Origin of the sequence: Oceanobacillus saliphilus (assembly GCF_023522835.1) — a bacterium.
Taxonomy (GTDB): domain Bacteria; phylum Bacillota; class Bacilli; order Bacillales; family Amphibacillaceae; genus Oceanobacillus; species Oceanobacillus saliphilus.
In genome coordinates this window covers 1-20796 of the sequence record NZ_JALCZU010000008.1, presented here as the reverse complement: position 1 = coordinate 20796, position 20796 = coordinate 1, and the positions used below count along the sequence as shown (strand labels likewise).

Annotated in this window: 19 protein-coding genes, 2 tRNA genes, 1 rRNA gene and 1 other annotated feature; of the genes, 6 read left to right on the top strand and 16 right to left on the bottom strand. The window is 37.3% G+C overall.

Going from position 1 to position 20796, the window contains the following annotated elements; all coding sequences use genetic code 11:
- Window positions 1-2927: 2927 nt before the first annotated feature.
- Entirely contained in the window at window positions 2928-3740 is an 813-nt protein-coding gene (locus MN204_RS13495; RefSeq protein WP_249871608.1) for a PP2C family serine/threonine-protein phosphatase, read from the bottom strand.
- A gap of 3 nt (window positions 3741-3743) precedes the next feature.
- Window positions 3744-4190, bottom strand: coding sequence for an HIT family protein (locus MN204_RS13490; RefSeq protein WP_249871607.1), 447 nt, complete (start codon window positions 4188-4190; stop codon window positions 3744-3746).
- A gap of 54 nt (window positions 4191-4244) precedes the next feature.
- Window positions 4245-4463: a binding site (T-box leader), on the bottom strand.
- A gap of 568 nt (window positions 4464-5031) precedes the next feature.
- On the opposite strand from MN204_RS13490, the gene MN204_RS13485 reads away from it, so the two are divergent.
- Window positions 5032-5292, top strand: coding sequence for a tyrosine-type recombinase/integrase (locus MN204_RS13485; RefSeq protein WP_249871606.1), 261 nt, complete (start codon window positions 5032-5034; stop codon window positions 5290-5292).
- A gap of 271 nt (window positions 5293-5563) precedes the next feature.
- Here MN204_RS13485 and MN204_RS13480 read toward each other — a convergent pair whose 3' ends face one another.
- Window positions 5564-5872 (bottom strand): helix-turn-helix domain-containing protein, encoded by a 309-nt coding sequence (locus tag MN204_RS13480; RefSeq protein WP_249871605.1) that lies wholly within the window; start codon window positions 5870-5872, stop codon window positions 5564-5566.
- A 164-nt stretch (window positions 5873-6036) separates the two neighbouring features.
- Between MN204_RS13480 and MN204_RS13475 the strand changes: the two genes are divergently transcribed.
- Both MN204_RS13475 and MN204_RS13470 read left to right on the top strand, forming a co-directional pair.
- Complete coding sequence (locus MN204_RS13475) at window positions 6037-6642, top strand: helix-turn-helix domain-containing protein (RefSeq protein ID WP_249871604.1); 606 nt, start codon at window positions 6037-6039, stop codon at window positions 6640-6642.
- Window positions 6643-7824, top strand: coding sequence for a site-specific integrase (locus tag MN204_RS13470; protein ID WP_249871603.1), 1182 nt, complete (start codon window positions 6643-6645; stop codon window positions 7822-7824).
- A gap of 76 nt (window positions 7825-7900) precedes the next feature.
- On the opposite strand, the gene groL is transcribed toward MN204_RS13470, so the two are convergent.
- Entirely contained in the window at window positions 7901-9532 is a 1632-nt protein-coding gene (gene groL, locus MN204_RS13465) for a chaperonin GroEL (protein WP_249871602.1), read from the bottom strand.
- A 71-nt stretch (window positions 9533-9603) separates the two neighbouring features.
- Complete coding sequence (gene groES / locus MN204_RS13460; RefSeq protein ID WP_249871601.1) at window positions 9604-9888, bottom strand: co-chaperone GroES; 285 nt, start codon at window positions 9886-9888, stop codon at window positions 9604-9606.
- A 267-nt stretch (window positions 9889-10155) separates the two neighbouring features.
- Here groES and MN204_RS13455 point away from each other — a divergent pair, with 267 nt between their 5' ends.
- Complete coding sequence (locus tag MN204_RS13455; protein WP_249871600.1) at window positions 10156-10860, top strand: CPBP family intramembrane glutamic endopeptidase; 705 nt, start codon at window positions 10156-10158, stop codon at window positions 10858-10860.
- 3 nt (window positions 10861-10863) lie between these two features.
- Entirely contained in the window at window positions 10864-11061 is a 198-nt protein-coding gene (locus MN204_RS13450) for a YdiK family protein (protein WP_249871599.1), read from the top strand.
- A gap of 26 nt (window positions 11062-11087) precedes the next feature.
- On the opposite strand, the gene MN204_RS13445 is transcribed toward MN204_RS13450, so the two are convergent.
- Complete coding sequence (locus MN204_RS13445; protein WP_249871598.1) at window positions 11088-12089, bottom strand: hypothetical protein; 1002 nt, start codon at window positions 12087-12089, stop codon at window positions 11088-11090.
- A 166-nt stretch (window positions 12090-12255) separates the two neighbouring features.
- On the bottom strand, window positions 12256-12888 hold the full coding sequence (locus tag MN204_RS13440) for a redox-sensing transcriptional repressor Rex (protein ID WP_249871597.1): 633 nt from the start codon (window positions 12886-12888) through the stop codon (window positions 12256-12258).
- A gap of 145 nt (window positions 12889-13033) precedes the next feature.
- On the opposite strand from MN204_RS13440, the gene MN204_RS13435 reads away from it, so the two are divergent.
- A complete protein-coding gene (locus MN204_RS13435) occupies window positions 13034-14959 on the top strand; it encodes an ABC-F family ATP-binding cassette domain-containing protein (protein WP_249871596.1) in 1926 nt (641 codons plus the stop codon).
- 207 nt (window positions 14960-15166) lie between these two features.
- Here the strand turns inward: MN204_RS13435 and MN204_RS13430 are convergent, their stop codons facing one another.
- From MN204_RS13430 to rrf, 9 genes are all read right to left on the bottom strand, one after another.
- Window positions 15167-16339, bottom strand: a complete 1173-nt coding sequence (locus MN204_RS13430) for an FtsW/RodA/SpoVE family cell cycle protein (protein WP_249871595.1) — start codon at window positions 16337-16339, stop codon at window positions 15167-15169.
- Window positions 16340-16581: 242 nt separating this feature from the next.
- Window positions 16582-17592: a tRNA (adenosine(37)-N6)-threonylcarbamoyltransferase complex transferase subunit TsaD gene (tsaD, locus tag MN204_RS13425; protein WP_249871594.1), complete on the bottom strand. Its 1011-nt coding sequence runs from the start codon at window positions 17590-17592 to the stop codon at window positions 16582-16584.
- Window positions 17589-18041 (bottom strand): ribosomal protein S18-alanine N-acetyltransferase, encoded by a 453-nt coding sequence (rimI, locus tag MN204_RS13420; protein WP_438804708.1) that lies wholly within the window; start codon window positions 18039-18041, stop codon window positions 17589-17591. The genes tsaD and rimI overlap by 4 nt, the downstream gene beginning before the upstream one ends.
- Window positions 18031-18738 (bottom strand): tRNA (adenosine(37)-N6)-threonylcarbamoyltransferase complex dimerization subunit type 1 TsaB, encoded by a 708-nt coding sequence (tsaB, locus tag MN204_RS13415; RefSeq protein ID WP_249871592.1) that lies wholly within the window; start codon window positions 18736-18738, stop codon window positions 18031-18033. Before tsaB ends, rimI begins: the two co-directional genes overlap by 11 nt.
- Window positions 18739-18749: 11 nt before the next feature.
- Window positions 18750-19199 (bottom strand): tRNA (adenosine(37)-N6)-threonylcarbamoyltransferase complex ATPase subunit type 1 TsaE, encoded by a 450-nt coding sequence (gene tsaE, locus MN204_RS13410; protein WP_249871591.1) that lies wholly within the window; start codon window positions 19197-19199, stop codon window positions 18750-18752.
- An 11-nt stretch (window positions 19200-19210) separates the two neighbouring features.
- The gene (thiL, locus tag MN204_RS13405) at window positions 19211-20176 is read right to left on the bottom strand and encodes a thiamine-phosphate kinase (protein ID WP_249871590.1); all 966 of its coding nucleotides are present in this window, start codon (window positions 20174-20176) and stop codon (window positions 19211-19213) included.
- Window positions 20177-20313: 137 nt separating this feature from the next.
- Window positions 20314-20390: transfer RNA gene (locus tag MN204_RS13400), tRNA-Asp, on the bottom strand.
- A 166-nt stretch (window positions 20391-20556) separates the two neighbouring features.
- Window positions 20557-20633, bottom strand: a tRNA-Met gene (locus tag MN204_RS13395).
- Window positions 20634-20699: 66 nt separating this feature from the next.
- Window positions 20700-20796 (bottom strand): 5S ribosomal RNA (gene rrf, locus MN204_RS13390); the annotation flags it as partial.

Genomic DNA, 20796 nt, shown 5'->3' with positions numbered 1-20796 from the left:
CTTGTGGGAGTTTTCAACACCAAAACCGCAAATTGCGCAAGGATATTCTCGAATTTTGAAAAATGTCCCTCAGTTCCTTGTTTTTTCTAGAAAACTTTATATGCGTGACATGTGTATATATATAATATTTTATTATAGTCTTTCATTAAAAAAAGTAGGAACAAAGGAATATAACTCTGTGACCCATTGATGTAATAGTATTTGCACATTCCTTTTTGCTGTGAAAAGTCAGGGACATTGGAGGGGCATTTCTGGCAAAGCAGGAACCAATATGGCGAAAATTGCATCCATGCAAGTAAAACAAAACATGCGTTCGCTCGTAAATGAGAGCGCTTTCACATAAAAAATTACTTGCGTGCATGCAAAAATGATTCCAAAATAGGAACTTGTTTAGCGACAAGGGACATCCCCCTCCCTAAAAGGAACCAAGCAGGGGCAAGAGTATGCGTATTCATTGAAAAATAAATGCACGATTATATGTTAGCGATCCCCAATTTTTTCTGTGATTCATAGGATCAGATGATTCGTTTTCGCCAATAATTCGTACATTTATTGTTTACAAGAAAAAAACCAGGGCGAAACGCCCTGGTTTTTTTCAAAATAATTTGAATAATTTATAATGTTTCATCGGTGAGAGCTTCAAATCTTTCCTCTTGCATCTGACGAAACAAATTTATTATTGACGCACCACATCGAGTTGACGGCGGAATGAGCGCTACTTTTGGTTGTACTTTTAAAGTTCACGTTTATGGTAGTGAGACACCCACTTTTAGAGCTCGCATTTCTGGCAGCGAAACGCCCGCTTTTAGAGCTCGCACTCATGGTGGCGAAACACCGAACAAGTAACTGCGCGTCACCTTATCTATAGTTTTAGTATATTCGCTTTGCTTTATTCAATCAAGGGCTATCTTCAACTATATTCTTATTAGCTACGTTCCTCCATCGATAAGAGAATCCCTTAATAATATAATAGGAACCCTGCGTCGGGGTTCCCTTGGTTGATCTTTATAGTGCCCTGGATTCGTCGCCTAAGGCTTTGTTGTATCTATTTGTATATTAGCAAATTCTCTAATTTATTGCCACGGTAAACTTTTCCTAATTACATTTTGCAGGTCAATCTACGGTTTTAGTTTTCTCCTTTTTCTAATCAGTGCACTTTTTTCTGTTATAGACTTCTTTAAAAGTATAACTTTTAAGCACATTGATAACGTGTACTCTTTGGTGCCAAGATAATTTTTTCGTCTTCCTTCTCTAACGATAAGAGTAAAATTTACGCATTGTTCCAAACCTTATTTAGACACAATTCATCATGTGGCATAATTCATAAATAATTACATAGTACGATTACAACTTAATGAATAATTTCTATTTTTATTTTATATATGACATATTTTTATTTCATGATACGGAATATGGAGTGGGTTTTTATTATCACTTTTTATTAAGATGTAATATTACATAATATGTAATAGATAATTGTATACGTATTCTATATACAACAATCGCAAATCCATTTTCTGTTGCATAATAAGTAATATTTTTTTGTACCGAATCATTATATGACTATTTGCCTGTTACGATTTCTTCACCTGTTTATAAGAACCTATTATTCACCCCAATTCTATAATAGGTAATATTTTATGTAGACCCCATCCTGTTCAAACTTCCTGTTACTTCGACCTGTTACATAATACTTAATACACTTTCATTCAATTAATGATATAATCGATACGCTGCACGTTATTTGAAAATTTTACGTATCTTCAAAACCTTTTATAGTAACCTACGCGTTTAAGCCGTGTGATATTAATAAAATTATAGATAGCGCTAGTCGAAGTTGTTGTCGCTATTTGAACGCAAAAAAATAGCCCCCCTGTCTCCAATGGGTAAGGGCTATTTTTTCTTTTAGATTAGATAACGCCAATCCCCTATCAAAAGAATGGGTATCAATCTGGCCACAGTTCCCGCTGTGGTCGATTTGTTATTATATGTTTTGTTACTGCTATCATACCACATTTCACGAAAAATACACGGAACGAATACCTGTGAGGGGAGGGTGCTTTAAACACCGTAGGCGCACACCTCTCTATTAATAAAGAGCTGGAATAAGATATAAGAGGGACAAGGTCGGAAAAGCCACCTGTGGGTAAGTGTTTTAAAAAAGAATTCTTAAAGGTTTCTTTTGTGGATATCTCTTTTAAGAAGTATTACCACGAGAGAACGCTTTTTTAAGAGAAGCGACCCTGCCAGAGAACGGTTTTTATTGGTTATTTACGTCTATATTTATAGAAAAGTATGTCCGCCACAGCACGGTTTGGCTAAAAAGTATTACCACGAGAGCACGGCTTTTATTCAAGCATACTCAAATAAAAGAACAACTAATTTAGGCATAAAAATGCAACCCAAATTAGATTTCACTCTAACCTTTGGGGTGCTGCGCGTTATAGGGCCACTTTCTCAGCTGTCGTGCTGTTCAAACTTCGCACGAATATGGCGCGTATTTTTATCCGTACCATCGTGATCTAAACGGAACATCAAAATTAGGATGGATTAAGTACCGGGTTTTGTTTTTTTGACTTTAATAAAATGACCGCCGCCTGCTTTTTGCAAGATATCCATGTAGTTATCAATGTTTTTTCGGTTAGCATTCTCATATCCCAGGATACGACCAAATTGATAATAATCGCCCTCATTTTTTTCTGTGACCTTAGCATAGCCCAGAAAAAAACCGGGTGAAAACTGCTAACGGGTTTACTTATAAGGTGCAGAATTGTAAGTCGGAGACAAAATTACAAGGTAAATCACACAGCTTTCACACCCAAATCACAGTCGCATTGAAAAAGGGATAAAGAATGTTCTCTTCGTCCCTCTCATTAACAAAATAGCTTGTTAAACTAAAGCACCCTTTAGTTGAAGAGTAATTTTACTTATTCATTACTTGGTTTTGTCACATCTTTTGTAATATTCACATCCCAAGAAATGATTGTTGTACTATCTCGAACATTATTTTCTTTAATTGTTTGTAATAATGTCTTTATACCATCATTAATTTGATGATTTTTCATTACATTATAGATCTCTTCAGGGTTATAGAAGGGTTCATTAGGACATTCAACCAATCCATCGGTTGTTAATAACACCCGATTTATTCCTTTTCTTAGTTCTCTTATTCCTCTGCTATAACAAGGAACAATTTGATCAAATGTGTTGACTTGCCCAACCCATTCATAAAATTGTCTTTGGTTTATTTGATATTGACCAAGGTTTGCAAGTTCTGGATGAAATAGGTAGGAAATGCAATCGCCTATCGAGAACCACCACAGATGTTTATCTTTTCTCAAAACAATTAAACAAGCTGTTTCACCTCTAACTTTTCGACAATTTGAAAGAAACTGTTCATCTTGAAATAAGTTTAGGATTACTCCTTCTAATCTTAATAAAACTTTTTCATACGAAAGAGCTAACAGCTTTTGTATTTTTGTTTTATTCATTGAGAATTGCTTTATTACTATCTCAGCACTTTCTACAGAATTATGGGCATCTAAAATAACAACAAATTCCCAATCCCCTTTATCAGCCGACCAAATCAAGCAACCATCTTCGTTTTTATACTGTCCTGCAACAGAATTTCCACCGAAACATCCTACTGAGATTCGGTTAATGTTATTGATGCTTATATTGTCTACGTAATTTGTTTGACTTCCAACCCAGCTGAACTCGCTAATGGTATGATTTTCCAACTGTCAGTTATCCTCCAAATAAGCCTTCAGTCGTTTACACAGTTTTATAACCTCGTTGTTATCCCCCATAGGTGCATCTTCCCAATCGTATACTTCTGACGGTCCCCAATATTCTTTTGGTGTATTTGGATAACGAGCAACTACGTGCATATGAAGGTGAGGAACTGAATTTCCTGAAACAAATGAATAGATGTGTTCAGCGTTTTCTGAGTCCCTTAATGCTTTACTGACTTTATTCATAATCACCCCAAATGCTTTTGCTTCTTCTACCGTCATATCGGCAAGTGTAGGTGCGTGTCTTTTTAAGTCAATCATAATATGACCAAGATAGTTTGGTTTCCCATCTCTATCAATATGTCCCACATAAACAAATTCGTCTTCATAGATCATCACTCCCGAAGTTTCAATATTTCCAGCGTGCTTATTGCAGATAAAGCAATTTTCCCCCATCAACTAATCCCCCTTAATAATTATTATGATAAAAAATAATAGTCCTATCATCTCTAAAGAGACGATGGGACTATTTATCGTGGTACCACTCTTCTTGTTTCATTTCGTTAAAAATGAAACTTCTTAGGACTTGTTTACGGAAGTTAGCCGTATAGATTTACATATCAATCTATCCACTCATAGGCGAGTTGGGGAGGTTATTGACTGTCTCGCACCTTCCGACAGCTCTCTATACAATAACTATTCCTTAATACTCCTAATCACAGCGTTTGGTTTATACATTTTTAAATATTCTATATACTTTTATGACAATTGTCAATACTTCTTTTCGTTATTCAACTAAACTGCCATATAGTTTAAGTACATTACTTCACAAAGTCTGTTTATTCCCTTCATTTATTTTAACATAATACCCAAGTCCTTCTCTTTCATAGAATAATTCACATGGCAAATCACATCGAATCACAAGAAGGAAATATTATTTACACCTATACGAATAGGTTTGTGAATTACTTTGTGATTTCATGTCTATTTAGTAATAAAACATTGATAGAACAAAAAAACACTTGTGATTTCTGCTGTGAAATCGCATGTGTTTTTGCTTATGAACCTCTGAAGTAAAGCCGTTAAAAAAGTTAAACAAAACCATTCCCTTAAAATCCACTCTTTACCCTGATGACAAATGAATTTAAATTCGCCTGCCAGCGATTAAATTATTCTTTTAAGATTTTCAATTTTTTTTATATTTACTCATGAATTTTATAATATCCTCATGATCGACGAGCACCTTACCTTCTAACTCAATAACTGGTAAGCCAAGTTTTTCTAACTAAAACATGAAATGGATTATTGCCGACTAGCTTACTTAAATAAAAAGCTGAAGCTGATTTATCAAAAGAACCCAGAGCTGCTGGAAATAAATGTTCACGTCTTCCAGCATACACATGCCAGTTGGTTGTTTGCAGCCGGTGCTTCTATCAAAGATGTACAATCCCGACTCGGCCACACCGATATTCAAACTACGGTGGACATTTACACTCATGTGACCGATGAAGCGAAGGAGAAAACAGCGGAGATGTTCCAGAAGTACATGGCATTATAGCTTGGAGTATTCATTTCCAAATTTGGATACGAAAAAGCCCTCTCTGCTTTATAAGAGCAAAGAGGGCCAACCCTTGGTATATAAGGTTTATTAATGTTTTGAGAACTGAGGTGCACGACGTGCACCTTTAAGGCCTGGTTTTTAACGTTCATTAATTACCTTCACATAAGCCCTTATCTCTGGTTCATAATCTTCTTTCGGAAACATTCCTTGATATAGATTTATTGCGAGCTTGCATACGTTTTAGTTCATTGAAAGCAGGGTTCATTATTTATATCCTCGCTTGTAACTTTGTAAAGAATTTTAGATCATTATTTGTGGCTGTCATGTTGGCTGTCATATCATCCAGGAATTGGTCAACTTCTTCCTTTTTAAATAAATACTTACTCCCCACCTTGTAATAACGTAAACCGTTTTTGATAAGCCTGTCCTCGATTACTGGCTTACTGATGTTTAGGTACTCGGCTAATTCTTGATAGGTCATGAAATATTTTAATGTAGCTAATTCCTTCACTTTTTCATTAATGGCTTTTTCAAGCATGGTATTTACTGTTTTTTCATCAATTTGAACGTTGAGCATTTTTCCCCCTCCATTCGTACACGTTCTTCGTTAAGTACATTTACTGGAACACTTACTATTATTAAAACATGTACTTGTGTATTTGTCAATGTTTTACTAATTGGTACATGTTCTAAAATTGTGATATTATAAAAAGTAATAAAATAAAAGGTGATGGAGGATCTATGAATTATCCTGTTATAAGTAAATTGATTAAAGAACAAAGGGAAATTAAAGGCATGACCCTGAATGATTTGGAGAAGGTTATAGGTGTTACTGCTAGTTATCTTAGTCAAGTAGAAAATGGGAATAAATTACCTTCAGAAAAGGTTTTATTTTCAATAGCTTATTTTTTAGATATTGGTTCTGTTAAAAACAACTATCAAGAAAAATTAATAACCGAATATGCCGCTATAAAAGGATTGAATGAAAATGAACTATGGAATGATTTCCAAAAATTTCGTGCTGATTTATTACGAACTCTAGAAAAATCAATGAATACATCAATTGATACTGTTAGCAAAAATAAATTTAAATTAAAAAAAGGCACATTAAAAGTTGAACCCATCGATGAACCCTATTTTGATTTAAAATGGTTACTAACTCAAAAGGAACATGAGGTTTTTTATGGTCGTGATTACAATATAAGAGGGGAATATTCAGGGGGGGAATCAAAGTTAGATAAATTTTTTTACCATAGATTACGTGATGAAGATATAAAAATTATACATGGAATCATTGAGGCTTATATCTCTAATAGGTATGAAAAACGTAAAAAAGAAGGTGATTAAATGGCATACCTCTATAAACGAGGGAAAAAATGGGCTTATCGTGCTTACGCTGGAAAAGACCCCATAACTGGTAAGGATAAACAAACTAGTAAGTCTGGATTTTTGACAAAGAAAGACGCCCAACTTGCTGCCGCTTTATTTGAAAGACGATTCCATAATAACGAATACGTTCAACCTTCAAAGATAACATTTAATGTTTTGTGTGATGACTGGGAAAAACATTATATTTCACAAGGGGCAAAAGAAAGCAGCTTAAGGGCTAGGAAAATTGCATTAAAACATATTAGAAATGAGTTTGACCATATCGCCATACAAAAGATAAGTAAGAAATTCTATCAAGATATAATAGACAAGCTGTCAAATGAATTTAGTACAAACTATGTTTCCAGTATTCACACTTCGGCTAATATGGTTTTTGAGTATGCAAAAGATAATAAACTCATTAAAGAAGTTCCCACAAAAGATATTAAGCTACCTAAGAAAAAGAAAACTGTGGCTGATCTTGAAAAAGGTGATTCCATACAAGATAAGTTTCTCGAAAAAGAAGAACTAGAAGAATTTCTAACTGTGGCAAAAAATGAAGGTTTAGAAGGTGACCTGCTTGCTTTCACTATGTTAGCTTATACTGGTATAAGAATAGGTGAAATGATGGCATTAAAATGGTCTGATATTGATTTTGATAACCAAACTTTAACGGTATATAGAACGTATTACAATCCGACTAATAACAAGTCTAAATATACGCTGCTTACACCTAAAACACAAACTTCTCACCGTACCATAACAATAGATAAAATAGTAATTGACTTGCTGCAATTGCATAAAGAAGAACAAGATAAAATTAAGAAGGAAAATGAACCATTTTATCAAGATAGTAATTTTATCTTTGCAACTAATGAAGGCTATCCAAAAACAATAAAAGCGATCTCTATTAGGTTACAGCGATTGCTTAAGAAAACCAAGATTAAAAAAGATTTTACACCACATTCATTTAGGCATACACATACATCTTTACTAATTGAAGCAAACGTTCATATAAAAGAAATTCAAGAACGCTTAGGACATAGTGACATTAATACAACTATGGATATTTACGCTCACATGACAAAGAACATTAAAAAAGAGGCTTCCACTAAGTTTAGTAACTTAATGAAAAACCTCTCAACAAATCTTATTGATTAAAACATGAACAAAAGCATGAACATGATACATTTTTAGCGCTTGTAAACATTATCATATCAACGTTTATAGGCGTTTATTACATCATGCCGCCCATTCCACCCATACCACCCATATCAGGCATTCCGCCACCAGCATTTTCTTCTGGTTTGTCAGCTACTACTGCTTCCGTAGTCAAGAACATAGCTGCTACAGATGCTGCGTTTTGTAATGCAGAACGAGTAACTTTTGTAGGGTCAACGATACCAGTTTCAACCATGTTTACCCATTCGCCAGTTGCTGCGTTGAAACCAATACCTACAGCTTCGCCTTTAAGACGTTCTACAATGATGGATCCTTCAAGACCTGCATTGTGAGCGATTTGACGAACTGGTTCTTCAATTGCGCGAAGCACGATGCTGACACCAGTTGCTTCATCACCTTCAAGGTTAAGTTCTGCCACTTTATTGTAAACATTCACAAGTGCAGTACCACCACCTGCAACAATACCTTCTTCTACTGCTGCACGAGTTGAGTTCAATGCATCTTCAATACGTAGTTTACGTTCTTTTAATTCTGTTTCAGTTGCAGCACCAACTTTGATAACTGCTACACCACCAGCTAATTTAGCAAGGCGTTCTTGTAATTTTTCTTTATCGAATTCAGAAGTAGTTTCTTCAGCTTGTGCACGGATTTGTGCTACACGGCTTGAGATTGCTTCTGGGCTTCCAGCGCCTTCAACAACAGTAGTGTTTTCTTTTGTTACAACTACTTTGGATGCACGACCCAATTGATCGATTGTTGCAGACTTAAGATCAAGTCCAAGATCTTCTGTGATTACTTCTGCACCAGTTAAGATAGCGATGTCTTCAAGCATTGCTTTACGACGGTCACCGAATCCTGGAGCTTTAACAGCTACAGCATTGAATGTACCACGAAGTTTGTTAACAACCAATGTTGCTAGTGCTTCGCCTTCAACGTCTTCAGCAATCAATAGAAGTGGTTTGCCTTGTTGTACAACTTGCTCAAGTACTGGCAATACTTCCTGGATGTTACCGATTTTCTTATCAGTGATTAAGATATATGGATCTTCTAAAACAGCTTCCATTTTATCCTGGTCTGTAACCATGTATGGTGAAGAGTATCCACGATCAAATTGCATACCTTCAACAACTTCTAATTCTGTGCTGAATCCTTTAGATTCTTCAATAGTGATAACACCATCGTTACCAACACGTTCCATAGCTTCAGCGATCAGTTTACCAACTTCTACATCATCAGCTGAGATGGCAGCAACCTGTGCGATGGATTCTTTGGATTCAACTGGCTTTGAAATTGCTTTTAATTCTGTAACTGCTTCTGCAACCGCTTTTTCGATACCACGACGGATACCTACAGGGTTAGCTCCGGAAGTTACATTCTTAAGTCCTTCGCGAATTAATGCTTGTGCAAGAACTGTTGCAGTAGTCGTACCATCACCGGCAACATCATTCGTTTTGGATGCAACTTCAGATACTAGTTGTGCACCCATGTTTTCAAATGCATCTTCCAATTCGATTTCTTTGGCAATTGTCACACCATCATTCGTGATTAGTGGTGAACCGAATTTCTTATCAAGAACGACGTTGCGTCCTTTAGGTCCTAAAGTTACTTTTACTGCATCTGCTAAAACGTCCACACCACGAAGCATGGCACGACGAGCGTCTTCACTAAATTTAATATCTTTAGCCATTTAAAAATTCCTCCTTCAATAAATCATAAGTAATTTTATTTATTATTTAAGTAGTTAATTTTGTGATTGGATTAGCTAACTACAGCTAAAATGTCATTTTCGCGAAGAATTAAGTATTCTGCACCTTGGTATTTCACTTCGGTACCAGCAAATTTAGAGAAAATTATGCGGTCTCCTTCAGAAACCTCTAATGCCACTTTTTCTCCGTTTTCAGTTACTCGACCAGATCCCACTGCAACAACGCGGCCTTCCTGTGGTTTTTCTTTCGCAGAGTCTGGAAGTACGATTCCGCTTGCAGTTGTTTCTTCTTGCTCAACAAGTTCGATAACAACACGATCTCCTAATGGTTTAATCATGTGAATGCCTCCTTAATTCCATATCTTTTTATTTTATTAGCACTCTCATACGGTGAGTGCTAACTCTAATTTATATAATAATTAATTCATCTGAAAAATGCAAGCAATGTATGCTTTAATTTTCCATTTTTTTATTTTAGATAGATTTGTATATTGTTTCCATCCTAGTCATACGATTATAGTTCAGCATCCAAATTATGTTAGAATGAGAATTACGGGAAATAGTGAAAATCTAATGATTGGATAGTTTAAAGGAGACGTTTAATTTTGGCTAAAAGATACTGGTATGTCATTCTTACTTATATAATTGTTCAATTCTCGGGACTTCTAGGTGCCCCTTTGCTTATAAATTTATTTCCAATTTCACCTTTTGACGCTGTCGTTTATTGGACGATATTTAGCTTTATCGCTGGTCTCATTGTAATTCTTATTATAATGAAACCGGACATGCAAATGGGAAGTACACGTGATGCTTCATCTCTAGGTTCTGTCATTCTTTGGTCCATACTTGGTATATTTATGGCTTTATTTGCACAGGGTATCGCCGTAACAATTGAGATGGAATTGTTTGGCATTGACCCCGGATCGGAGAATACCCAGCAGATTATGGATATTACGCGGGCCGCTCCATTATTCATGATTATCCCGGCAATTATTGCCCCGATATTGGAAGAACTGATTTTCCGTAAGATTATATTTGGCTCCCTGTACAAACGAATGAATTTCTTTTTTGCGGGCTTGCTTTCCGCCCTTATTTTCGGATTCATTCACGGTGAGCCGCAGCACATCTTAATATATGCTTCGATGGGGTTTGTATTCGCGTTCTTATATGTAAAAACGAAACGGATTCTTGTTCCGATTATCGTTCATGCAGGAATGAATACACTCGTAGTACTTGCACAATATTCCCTTTCACCCGAAGAAATACAAAGACAGCTTGACCAATTACAGATGATTTTCATGGGAGGTTAATGTATGGGCAATTCCATTTTAATAAAAGCACTCGTATATTTCATCATGGGTATTGTGTTTATTTTCATTGCAATCCAGAGTAAAGGTGATACAGTCTGGAATCCTGTGACACTTATTTTTGCAGCAGTTGCAGCCATGGATTTCTGGGTTGTGTTTAAACTGCTTTCTCAATATTCTAAGGTCAAAAATAAAAAGGAGTAGAATGGTTAATATTCTACTCCTTTTGTTTACTTTACGTTATTCAGTTTTTCCAGCCATTCTTCCTTGTCCTCTATCGTTTTTTCCAATGTTGTATAACGGATGGCGAATAAATCAGTATCTTTTATAAAAACCCTTGCAACTTCTTCCTGATCATACTGAACGTCATCTCCTGACAGGGAAAACTCAAATATACCTTGTTCTGTTGACTGCTCCAGCGTATCGAACTGGAGATTACCTGTTGTCACTTCGGCTAGATTAGACTCCATCATTGATATGAAAGTGTCTATACCGATTAGATTTCCTCCATCCTCATAATAATGAATGGTCAGCAAATCTGTAAAATTACTGAAGTCCTGCTCGGCTGGAAGAAATTCTGTAATTGCTTCCCCTTCAGCTTCCTGATAATTAGCAAGTTCCCATCCTTCTCCATTAAAAGGCATCTCCAACCCGGTAATGATAGCTGCATAAGTACCTTCAATCGTTACATTATCATCTAAAACATCTTCCAACACATTGCCATCTTCATCAAGCGCTAAGATCTCTGTTTCCTCCGTATGAAAGATTTTCCATTCCCCATTTTCCGGCCTTAACACATATACTCCTGATGTTTCATTATTTTGGAATTCTGGCCCTTCCACTTTCATGGTTGTCTGGGAGAAAAATACCCTTGCCTGCTCATCCGCTTTTTCTTCCACTATCAAATCTGAAAGCTGCATATCAAGTTGATATCCGGATAACTGATCAATCGTCTCATCCATTAATTCATATGCTGGAGATTCACTATGTATCGTATCCATATATTTTTCCTTATCCCTATTTAGTAATGCCTCCAGATTTTTCTCAATAACATCGAATAATTCCTCATCAGTTGGTTGTACACTTTCTTCCTCCGCTGCATTTGCTTCCTCTGCTTCTTCCGGATGAATTGCTTCTTCGACTGGTTCCTTATTTTCATCATTTGAACAGGCCGTAAGTAGTAATACAATAAATAGGATAGAAACAATGCCCCCAAAACCTTTTCTCTTCATTAAATCTCTCCCCAAAAAAGTTAATAAGATATAAAATTTCTTACACACCTGTACTAGCATGCATTAGAAAACTAGGAATTCGCCAAACCTTTAGCGGCTTCCCTCGTTGCATTCATACAGTAAAAATAAGCCATTGAAATAATTAAATTTCAACAGCGTTTTTAAGCTAGTTATCCAATGAATAGTGCTTAAGGAAATAAACCAATGCCTGCAATTCAACGGCAAGGTCGATATGATGTACACGAATATGTTTAGGTACGGTAATCCTAGCAGGAGTGAAATTCAGAATACCTGAAATCCCTTTCTCAACTAGTTTATTCGTAATTATATCTGCCTCTGCAGCCGGAACAGTTAAGATGGCTACTTTAATGTCATTCAGTTTTTCATCCAATTCATCAATATGGTGAACTGGTATCCCCCCGATATCTTTTCCGACTTTTTCAGTGTCTGCATCAAATGCGATCGTAATCCGGATATTATTATTTTTCATGAAATTATAGTTGAGGAATGCTGTTCCAAGGTTACCTACCCCTATCAAAGCAACCTCTGTAATTTCATTCTGATCCAGTGTACTTCTGAAAAAGCCAAGTAAATACTCAACATTGTAACCGTAACCTTTTTTGCCCAATGCTCCAAAGTAGGAGAAGTCTCTCCTGATTGTAGCAGAATCAACCTTAACCGCTTCACTCAGTTCCTTTGAGGATACTCTGTTTTTACCTTGCTGATTTAAATTATTTAAAAAACGGTAATATAATGGCAGGCGTTTTGCTGTCGCTTGTGGAATTTTATTTTGGTCCATGAACTTTCCCTCTTTCAATCCTATAATCAATAAAGCCTTTCATCTATTCTAACAGAAATCGACAAAGAAGTCGTGATAATTTTCACAATGGAGTTGCCACTTTAAATAACTATAAGATACACTAGGAATGATGGGGTGAATAAATATGATACTGATGCAATTGAATGGACTTTCAAAATCCTTCGGTGCAGAAGAGATTTTATCGAATATAAAAATTGAAATAAAAGATAAAGACCGTGTCGCGATAGTAGGGAGAAACGGTGCAGGCAAATCAACTTTGCTTAAAATAATGGCCGGAGAATTATCTTATGATGAAGGGGATTTTTTCAAGCCAAAGGATTTAACTTTCGGATACCTGTCACAGCATATGGTACTTGAGTCCGGGAAGACCATCTGGGATGAAATGCTTGAGGTGTTTTCACAATTAAAGCTTCAGGAAAAGCAGCTTCGTTCACTAGAAACCAAAATGGAAGAATCTTCCAATCTAATTGGCGAGGAATATGAAAAACTGCTCAAAGATTATGATACCCTTCAGCTCGCCTATCAGACTGGCGGAGGATATACGTATGAATCAGATATAAAAGCTGTGCTGACAGGGCTTAACTTTGGAGACAATGACTATGATACACCAATTATGGAACTAAGCGGTGGTCAAAAAACAAGGCTCGCACTAGGGAAATTGCTGCTTCAGAAACCGCAGCTGCTTATCTTGGATGAACCGACAAACCACTTGGATATTGAGACACTGTCCTGGCTTGAAAATTATCTGGTCAGTTATCCTGGAGCAATTGTAATTGTCTCCCATGACCGCTATTTTCTAGATAAGACTGTTTCGATTATATATGAAATATCTCGACATAAAACGAACAAATATCACGGAACCTATAGTAAATATCTGGAACAAAAGGCATTAAATTATGAACAGGAATTAAAGGAATTTGAAAAACAACAAACTGAGATAAAAAAAATGGAAGATTTTGTTCAACGGAATATTGTACGAGCTTCCACGACAAAAAGAGCACAAAGCCGGAGAAAACAACTTGAGAAAATGGACAGGCTCGATAAGCCACTTGGGGACGAGTCTTCTGCATCATTTTCCTTTCAAATTGAAAAAAGAAGCGGGAATGATGTTCTGAAAATGGATCAAGTTAGTCTAAGTTACGAGCATGAAGCGGAACCAATTTTTTCGGGTATCAAGCTGCATGTAAATCGTGGAGAAAGAATTGCACTGGTCGGTCCAAACGGTGTTGGCAAAACGACGCTGCTTAAGGCGATATTGGGTAATTTAGTACCAGACAGTGGCTCCATCCAGCTCGGTACCAACGTACAAATCGGCTATTATGATCAGGAACAGACAGAATTGAACGCTTCCAAAACCATTTTGCAGGAGTTATGGGATGATTACCCTACCATAACGGAAAAGGATATACGTACAATCCTCGGAAATTTCCTATTTTCCGGTGATGATGTTCTTAAACCGGTTCATACGTTGAGCGGTGGAGAAAAGGCTCGGCTTGCACTAGCAAAGTTAAAAATGCAAAAAGCGAATCTGCTTATATTGGATGAACCGACTAACCATTTGGATATTGATAGTAAGGAAGTGTTAGAAGCTGCACTGAATGATTTTCCAGGTACCATTATTTTCGTATCCCATGATCGTTACTTTATCAATAAAATCGCAGACCAGGTTGCCGAGATGCAGCGGAATGGGATTACCGTTTATCTTGGAGACTATGACTACTATCTGGAAAAAAAGGCAGAAGAAGCCGAGCTGAAGAGACTTCAACAGGAAAAAGCAACTGTTGATGTATCGGAAAAGAAAAAGCTCAGTTTTAAAGAAGGGAAGCAACTTCAAAGTGAGAAGCGTAAAATACAGCGCCGAATCACGGAGCTTGAAGAGACCATCGACCGTCTTGAATCCGAGATCTCTGGGATGGAAGAAGAAATGACCAAACCTGAAGTCTATCAGGATCATGAGAAATCACTGGAACTTACACAGAAAGTGAGCAGTACAAAACAAGAGGTAGAGCAAATGATGGAAGAGTGGACATCTCTTCAGGAAGAAATATAGAAAGAGCAAAAGCGCAAGCGCCCGTTAAGGGACGTACGGACTGGACTGAGGCGTAGGAGATAAAGGAAACACGACGAACGGAGAGAGTCGATGTTGACTTATCGTACGGAGGTGAAGGAAGTCTCGCTAGTCCCTGGGCGCTGGAGCTGGACGTGGCCGTTTTAGAAAAAAACAGAAGGATCGCTTTCCGGCGACACTTCTGTTTTTTTATTTAAATAGATAATCATTTTGTATCGTATATTCTACGGCAATACGGTAGACAATTCCTAACCCAAGCATGGTGGACAATATGGAACTACCCCCATAGCTAATCAGTAACAATGGGATACCAGTAATCGGCATTATTCCAAGCGTCATTCCTATATTTTGAAAAACATGAATCAACAGGAGACTTAAAAATCCGAAACAAAAGTACGAACCGAATGACGAATGTTTGTATATTGTGAGTCCTAACGTCACAAGCTTATATAAAAGCATAAAATACAGGAATATTACGAGAGCACTGCCTATAAACCCAAAGCTCTCCCCTATCACGGAAAAGATAAAGTCGGTATGTGCCTCTGGATAGTTCACCTCTAGGCTGCCCATCCCCTTACCAAACAGTTGCCCGGACCCAAGTGCCAAATAAGCACGGTCAAAATGGTAAGTTGCATCACTGGACTGCTGCGTAGGATCAAACCAAGTGAGAATTCGGTTGACCTGATATTGTCTAATTCCAATCAATTCCTGGGCAAGCGTTGGAAATCTTATAATAAAGCCAATAACTGCAGCCGAAGCTGTCGAAATAATAACGATTAAGCTCGTAATTAGTTTCCAGTTAATCCCGGATAATATAATCATCATACCAACAATGAATAAATAAACCATTGCTGTACCAAAATCCGGCTGCATTAAAATCAACAGAACCGGAACAGCAGTAATTAGCAAAAGCTTAATTAATAAAAAGATATCTGTCTTTACATTACTAACTTCAAATTTTACTTTATGCCTGCTTATAACAGCAGACAAATAGAGGATTGTCGTAATTTTAGTGAACTCTGCAGGCTGCAGAGACAGCCCTGGAAGCGTAAACCAGCTTTTTGCTCCATTAATTGTTTTTGCGATTGATTCAGGACTTATCAACAATAAGATAAGGACGAAAATACTGGCACCATATATATAAATACTTGCTTTATAGAGTTGTTCTAAATCGAGAAATTGTATAGCTGCTACGAAACAAACTCCAATACCAAACCATAAAATCTGTCTCAGAACAAAATTTGTCCCTTCATACTGTTCGAGTTGCTGAGCATTATAGATTGCCAGTAAACTTACACAGACGAATAAGACGAATATAAAAATTAAATCAGTCTGTATAAAATAGGACTGTTTTTTATTCATGACATCATCACCTAAATTTCTTTCCTGCTCATCCATTTGTCTTATTTTCTAAAGATTTTGGAGCAGAAGTAATTATCCACAACTTTCCTATTCAATAAAAAGCTGAATATAAGGTTATTAACAAAGTTATGCACATTATCCACAGGGTTAAATGTGTTTATCAACATTTATCATCCACAGTAGAAAGGTATATTCCATAAGTTGCCCTGGAAATTACCCACAACCCTGTGAATAACCTGTGATTATTTTAATAGTAATGATGCATTTGCATTCAGATCCATCCCTGAGCGTCTTCCCGCTTCAAAAGCAATTGTACCAGCTGCAGCTATCATTGCTGCATTATCGGTACAAAGCTTCATATTTGGGATCAGCAAAGGGATATCCGTTTTACCGAACGCTGCTTTCAGTTCTTTTCTTAAGCCTTTATTGGCAGCTACACCACCTGCAACAATTACCTGGCTTACATTATATTCTTTTGCCGCTCTCAGTGTTTTTGCAGTTAAAACCTCTACTACACTGGCCTGAAAACTCGCAGCGATATCCTCATTCTTCAGTGTCTCCCCACGTTGCTTGGCATTGTGGATTTTATTGATAACAGCTGACTTTAATCCACTGAAACTAAAATCATAACTGCCATCCTCCAGCCATGCTCTCGGAAAATCGATTGTTTCTTCCCCAATTTCCGCCAAACGGTCAATATGTGGTCCACCCGGATATGGCAGATTAAGCATTCTGGCCACCTTATCATATGCTTCTCCTGCAGCATCATCACGCGTTTCCCCGATTAATTCATAGGATCCATGTTCCCTCATTAAAACAAGCTCAGTATGTCCACCTGAGACGATAAGGGCAAGTAATGGGAACTGAAACTCCTTTTCCAATCGATTCGCATAGATATGACCTGCAATATGATGAACTCCTACGAGAGGCTTTTGTTTAGCAAATGCCAATGCTTTTGCTGAATTCACCCCAACAAGCAGTGCACCAACAAGGCCTGGGCCCTCTGTCACTGCAATGGCATCTATTTCATCCCATGTCACCTGGGAGCCCTTAAAAGCTTCCTCAAGCACGTGTGTGATTTGCTCAACGTGATGTCTTGATGCTATCTCAGGAACTACTCCACCAAAACGTTTATGGCTTTCGATTTGAGAAGCCACTACATTTGAAATAATCTCTGTTCCATTTTTCACAATGGCGACGGCAGTTTCATCACAACTGGTCTCTATTCCTAATATTAACGTATCTTTTGTCATATTAAATTCACCCACATAACGATAGCATCTTCTTGATTATCTGTATAGTAATTTTTTCGAATTCCACCAGGTACAAAACCAAACTTTCCGTACAATTTCTGTGCGGGAATATTTGACTGCCTAACTTCCAATGACAGTCGCTTTACTCCCATTTCCAGAGCATATTGCACCGTATATCCGAAAAGCTTCTCACCTAGCTTATGGCCGCGGTAATCGGGCATCACAGCAATATTGGTAATCTGAGCATCATCGAGTACGATCCAAATGCCAATATAGCCGGCCACCGTCCCATCCAATTCCAGCACAAAATAATGGGCATGCTTATTATCAATCAATTCCTGATAAAAAATATCTGTTGTCCACGGTGTAGCAAAAGATACACGCTCTACTTCCAATACCTGATTTACATCCGAAAGCTCCATCTTTCTTATTATAACGTTAGCCATGATTTTCTTTATCCTTCTGTTCCTTCAGCCAATTTGCTTCAGCTTCAGCAAGTCGCAAATAATTAGGCGTCAATTCATGTGTGGAAGTTACTTCTTTCGCCATCCCGGCCAATCCTAAATGGCCAGCTTGTGGAACATGGTACGGTCCCTCAGGAATAACAGCAAGTTCTCCAAGAGATTGATGAATGGCTTCTTTGTAAACTGAAATATCGGGACTTAGAAAAAGAACTTTTTTTTGCTCTTTCTCTAGTTTTTTCAAAACATCATCCATCAATAGATTATTTTCATCCAACACGTTAAGAAGCTGATTATTTTTCCACTTATATAAGCCAGTAAAAACAAGCCCTCTTCTAGCATCAAAAAATGGACAGATATAATCATTAAAAAATCGCCCTTGATAGGCAAGTACTTCTAGACTGGATACACCGACAACCGGGATATTTAAAGCCCAGGCCATTGTTTTAGCTGTTGAAATACCTATTCGTACCCCTGTATAGGAGCCTGGCCCTTTAGCAACCACAATTTTATCTAGCTCCTCAGGTTTCAGAGAGACCTCGCCCATCAGTCTTTCAATTGCAGGCATTAATCTTACTGAATGATTTTTGGACAGATTTGTCATTATTTCTCCAATGATTTGGTCATCTTTCAGTAATGACACACCAAGAACCTGATTGGAAGTATCTATTGCAAGTATATTCATTCAAACTACTCCTAACTCGTCAATTCATGAACAATCCATTTGAAATGCGTACCGGTTGATGTAAATTCCAGTTCTCTTTTGTTTTCATCAATATAGCTGATGTTTATATTTAAGCGTTCTTCAGGAAGAAATTCCTCAATAAACTGTGCCCATTCTACAACGGTTATACCATTTCCATAAAAATATTCATCGAAACCGATATCCTCTTCGGAATGTTCAAGCCTGTAAACATCCATATGATACAAGGGAAGCTCTCCCTCATACTCCTTTATGATAGTAAAAGTAGGACTGCTGATGTTCCGTTTTACTCCAAGTCCATTTGCGAGACCTTTGGTAAATGTCGTCTTGCCCGCACCTAATTCACCTTCTAGTGTGATCACATCTCCAGGTTTAAGCAGCAATGCAAGCTTTTCTGCCACGGATATTGTCTCATGTTCTGTATTTGTCTGAATTTTTTTCAAAGATTCTTCACCTACTTCAAATGTCTGTAACCTTTTTTCTCCAATATTATATCATTTTTACGATTGCTTTTTAATATTACCTGCCCATCTCGTTTCGTTTCCGCAACATAACCTATCCTTGTCACCTTTGTATTTGTGAGATGTGCAATTTTCTTTAATACTTCCCAGTCTTCAGAGGCTATTGTGCCCAATAGTTCAAAATCCTCCCCACCATATAATTTCCACTGATTCTGTAACTCTAATGGAAACTGGTCATAAGAATCACTTGTAGGAAGGGTCTCTTCATTCAGTATTATCGTAACATGCGATGTTTCAGCGATTTCATTCGCTTCACTGGCTATCCCATCACTAATATCATTAAATGCTATCCTGGATAGATCTATTAATTTATTTGCAAACGTAACTCTGGGAGAAGGCATACGATGTCTATTTATAAAATAATCGGCATCTCTATAGCTACCAGGATTGGTTAAAATATGGAATCCTGCTTGAGAGTCACCGAGAGTTCCTGTGACAAATACGATATCTTCTGGTTTTGCCGAACTTCTATACCGCGCTTTATCCCGATTTGTATAGCCTATTGCTGTGATTGATACCGTCAGTTCACTTCCCGAAACAGTATCTCCTCCAATCAAGTCCATCTTATGTTGTTCAGCTAGACTTTTCATACCTGCATAGATTTGGAGAAGTTCTTCCTCCTCCCACCCTTTAGGAATGACAATCGATACAAGATAGAAGACAGGTAAAGCTCCCATTGCGGCAAGATCACTGATATTTGCAGCCAGTGCACGATACCCGATATGAAATGGTTCCATCGTTTCTCTTGAAAAGTGAACATTTTCCACAAAAGTATCCACAGCTGTAATGATATCGTTTGATGTTCTAAAAACAGCTGCATCATCACCTATACCTTTAACTAATGATGGCTGATTGTTACTGTCCTGTTTAATTGAATCTATAAATGAGAATTCGTCCATTTTGTTCACCATTTCCTTTTAGCAACTACAACTATGATAGCAAAAACATAAGAAAAAGGAAAAAAAAAAATTTAAAAAACAAAAAACACACGATTCGAATATCCGAAATCCTGTGTAAATAACTATATAGTATAAAGTGGCGGTCCGGACGGGACTCGAACCCGCGACCTCCTGCGTGACAGGCAGGCATTCTAACCAACTGAACTACCGGACCATTATATAAATAAAAAAGCATCCAGCATGTCAATTTGAATCTGGATTAGTAATGTTTGAAAAATGATACCGATTTATTATTAAATAAAAATTTGGTTGCACTTTTCAAGTACTACTGATTTTAAATTAACAAAGAAGTCTATTCAACGTAGTTAATTGAAATATTTTGGTTGCGGGGGCAGGATTTGAACCTACGACCTCTGGGTTATGAGCCCAACGAGCTACCAGACTGCTCCACCCCGCGATATGAAAGAAAATGTTAATTTGTTGCGTTCATCTTACCTAAGCTGATGCTATATAATAAACTGAAGCCTGGCGGCGTCCTACTCTTGCAGGGGCAAAGCCCCAACTACCATCGGCGCTGAAGAGCTTAACTTCTGTGTTCGGGATGGGAACAGGTGTGACCT